3 protein-coding genes are annotated in these 2,986 nt (G+C 45.5%); 1 reads left to right on the top strand and 2 read right to left on the bottom strand.

Going from position 1 to position 2,986, the window contains the following annotated elements; translation table 11 throughout:
• Positions 1–158: 158 nt before the first annotated feature.
• Together MO867_RS21320 and MO867_RS21315 are read right to left on the bottom strand one after the other, a co-directional pair.
• Positions 159–803, bottom strand: a complete 645-nt coding sequence (locus MO867_RS21320; protein ID WP_252472886.1) for a class I SAM-dependent methyltransferase — start codon at positions 801–803, stop codon at positions 159–161.
• Between the two features lie 131 nt (positions 804–934).
• The gene (locus MO867_RS21315; RefSeq protein ID WP_252472883.1) at positions 935–1,240 is read right to left on the bottom strand and encodes a hypothetical protein; all 306 of its coding nucleotides are present in this window, start codon (positions 1,238–1,240) and stop codon (positions 935–937) included.
• Positions 1,241–1,925: 685 nt separating this feature from the next.
• On the opposite strand from MO867_RS21315, the gene ltrA reads away from it, so the two are divergent.
• Complete coding sequence (gene ltrA / locus MO867_RS21310; protein WP_252472880.1) at positions 1,926–2,951, top strand: group II intron reverse transcriptase/maturase; 1,026 nt, start codon at positions 1,926–1,928, stop codon at positions 2,949–2,951.
• The last annotated feature ends 35 nt before the right edge of the window (positions 2,952–2,986 follow it).

Raw genomic sequence — 2,986 nt, 5'->3', positions numbered from 1 at the left:
TCCGGTATAGAGTATGGGGGCATGAGCAGTTACACAATTTAAATTACAGCCTCCACTATCGTTGGGTAGAGATTCATTACGGATAGAGAACCGCCCATTGCGGACTCGCACGATGGGTGGTGTGGGAGCCGGTAGCTAGAAACTACCGGCTACCCGATTTATGTTTTTGTCTTCTTCGCTGCTACGAAATAGCTAGATGCACCTTTATATATCTCCTCAGATTCAACTGCTTTAAATCCACCAGCTTCTAGCAAAGTGTTTACTTCTGTGCTCATTATTCGTCTTATGGGAATTGGAATGACACCAAATTTACACAAAAATCCGACTAGTTGAATTTGAAGATTAACTAAGAATGACATTTTTTGGCCTAGACAGGGTGTTACAGAGATGAATAGACCTTCTGGCTTTAACAATTCACCTATTCGCGCTATTACATCATGTGGGCTAGCAACAGTATGCAACATATTAAAAGCCAGAATCACATCATATGAATGAGAAGAATACTTGCTATCAAAAATATCTGACTGTTCGAAATTTACGTTTTCAATTTTACCGGCAGCGGCCTTATCTTTTGCTACCTCAATCATTTTCGCCGAAATATCAATTGCATCAATTTCCTTAACCAGATTAGAAAATTGACAAGCCGCAGTGCCTGTTCCGCATCCATAATCTAGAACAATGTCATCACTCTTCAGAAGCTTACTTGTATTCTCCCTAGATCTACTATGAATATACTCAAATCGCTCCTCAGTTTTATCGTAGTTTTTGGACGCACTGTCCCAGAACTTTTCTGATTTGTTCATTCTATATACCTTGGTGCGAGGAAACATAACGTTGCCAACAGGGGCAGCCGGAGCGTTTGCGTGCGAAGCGCGCCGCGTAGGCTGTCCAACCGAGGCCCGAAGGGTCTGGGCGAGCCTGCTTCTTGGCTTTGTTATACGCTGCCTTCCCCCAAAGATTGAAAAATAAGATCCCTGAACCCAGGAACACCAAGAAAGAGCACTAAAAATCCTAGGAAAATAGACAAAATACAAACAAGCCATAGAGCAAGAGTAATCTTCCTTTGCTTATTGTGATGCGGATAGTACTTCGCAAATAGCAAAGATACTCCAGACAACACAAGGAATCTTGGTGCAGCAACTGCATGCCTGCTTAGGGCGAACATGCTAGCGGCAGCAGCTAAACCAGAGAGAAAACCAACAACCCAAATTGTCTTAAATAGGAAAACCACTATCTCCATTGATTCTCCTACCCGTATAACGTCCAGCACAACCGCCGGAGGTAATTGGCGCCTTTTGTGCAGTTCTTTGCGCAAAAGGTGCGAATTGCCGGAGGTCGGCTTGCTGCTGCTTGGTACGCCCAGCATGGGCGTGGACTAATGGGGTGAAAGTCCCCTGTAGGAAGATCACCGTTTAATGGGTTCCATTAGATGCTAACTACTAGCGAATGGCAACTGCAGTACCGTGAGGTCTTGTGGGGAGGAAGCCGCTAGCAAAACTACGAGCTGACGAACAGAAACATCCTATAAGGCTTAGCCTGGAGGCGAGGTGGCCAAGGACACCGAAGCCGTGTGATCTAACGGGTAGAGTAAATGATGCAGTTGCGTAGTGAAAGTTCACGTTCTTATCTGGAGAGATCTGTTTAACTTGCTGCTGTGAAGCTGTCAGCGTGGCCGCTGACTGATAAATAGGCCCACTCCGCTAGCCACCATCGCGGGGATCGACAAAAGTGGTGGAACACATCAGCGCCTCGGTCAGTAATGGCTGAGGTGATTAAAGAGAAGTCAGCAGACGGCATAGTAGCCAAATGCCAAGATTAATACCTTGGACAGGGTGAAGGCCTGAACCTAAATCCACGAGCTAAAAGACAGGGCTAGACTACCGATATGTTTCCAGTCGGATATAAAATTGAGGTAGCGCACTGCCATGATACTTAACTCAAATGAAGATCTGCTCGATACTATCCTCAGCAAAGAAAATCTCAGTGCTGCATGGAAACACGTTCGAAGCAATAAAGGTGCAGCAGGCATTGATGGAATTACCATCGATGATTTTGTGCAGCATTTTAAGGCAGTTGGCGATGAAATTGTCGAAACCATTCGGCAAGGTCATTATCAACCCCTTCCCGTTAGGCGTGTCTACATTCGTAAGCCAGATGGTGGCCAGCGAGGCCTTGGGATACCCACGATTTTTGATCGTGTCATTCAGCAAGCTATCGCCCAGGTCATCAATCCCATTTTCGATACGATTTTTTCGGAGTTTAGCTATGGGTTTCGCCCAAAGCGGTCACAGCATCATGCGGTGAAAAAGCTACAAAAGTATATCGAAGTCGGGAAACGAATAGCGGTGGATGTCGATCTCTCCAAATTCTTCGACCGGGTAAATCATGATTTTCTCATGAGTCTACTCAGCCAAAGAATTGGAGATAAGCGTTTACTTAAACTGATTGCAAGCAACTTGCGTGCAGGCAGGGTAGAAAATGGATGTTGGCAAGCATGTTATGAGGGGGTGCCACAAGGGGGTCCTTTATCGCCGCTGCTGTCCAATATTGTACTCGACTTGCTCGATAAAAAGCTGGAAAAACGCCAGCACCACTTTGTCCGCTATGCGGATGATTTTGTGATTGTTGTTTCCTCTAAGCGTGCCGGTGAACGGGTTATGGCGAGCATTAAACGCTTTGTTGAGCGCAAGCTTAAACTCAAAGTCAACGATGCTAAAAGCCAGGTGGTACCTGTTAGCCGCTGTAAGTTTCTGGGGTTTTCTTTTCTGGGTGCAAAGCTTGTCTGGCATGATAAGTCTCTGCTCCAATTTAAATATCGCATCCGCCAGATTACAGGGCGATCCCGTGGTATTTCGATGGAGAAGAAAATGAAAGAACTTACCGTATACCTTCGTGGTTGGATTAATTATTTTGGTATAGCGCAAGGCTTTCAAACCTGCATTCAACTTTGAAGTGCATCAGTTAATCCCCTGGAAAAGAACGGTCA

The sequence above is a fragment of the Microbulbifer okhotskensis genome (assembly GCF_023895975.1).
Taxonomy (GTDB): domain Bacteria; phylum Pseudomonadota; class Gammaproteobacteria; order Pseudomonadales; family Cellvibrionaceae; genus Microbulbifer; species Microbulbifer okhotskensis.
The sequence above is the reverse complement of the archived record's forward strand: the minus strand, read 5'-3'. Positions and strand labels throughout refer to the sequence as shown.

Bases quoted from the DNA above. Each gene is read 5' to 3' on its own strand.
- MO867_RS21320 (WP_252472886.1), bottom strand. From the start codon at position 803: ATGAACAAATCAGAAAAGTTCTGGGACAGTGCGTCCAAAAACTACGAT.
- ltrA (WP_252472880.1), top strand. From the start codon at position 1,926: ATGATACTTAACTCAAATGAAGATCTGCTCGATACTATCCTCAGCAAA.
- MO867_RS21315 (WP_252472883.1), bottom strand. From the start codon at position 1,240: ATGGAGATAGTGGTTTTCCTATTTAAGACAATTTGGGTTGTTGGTTTT.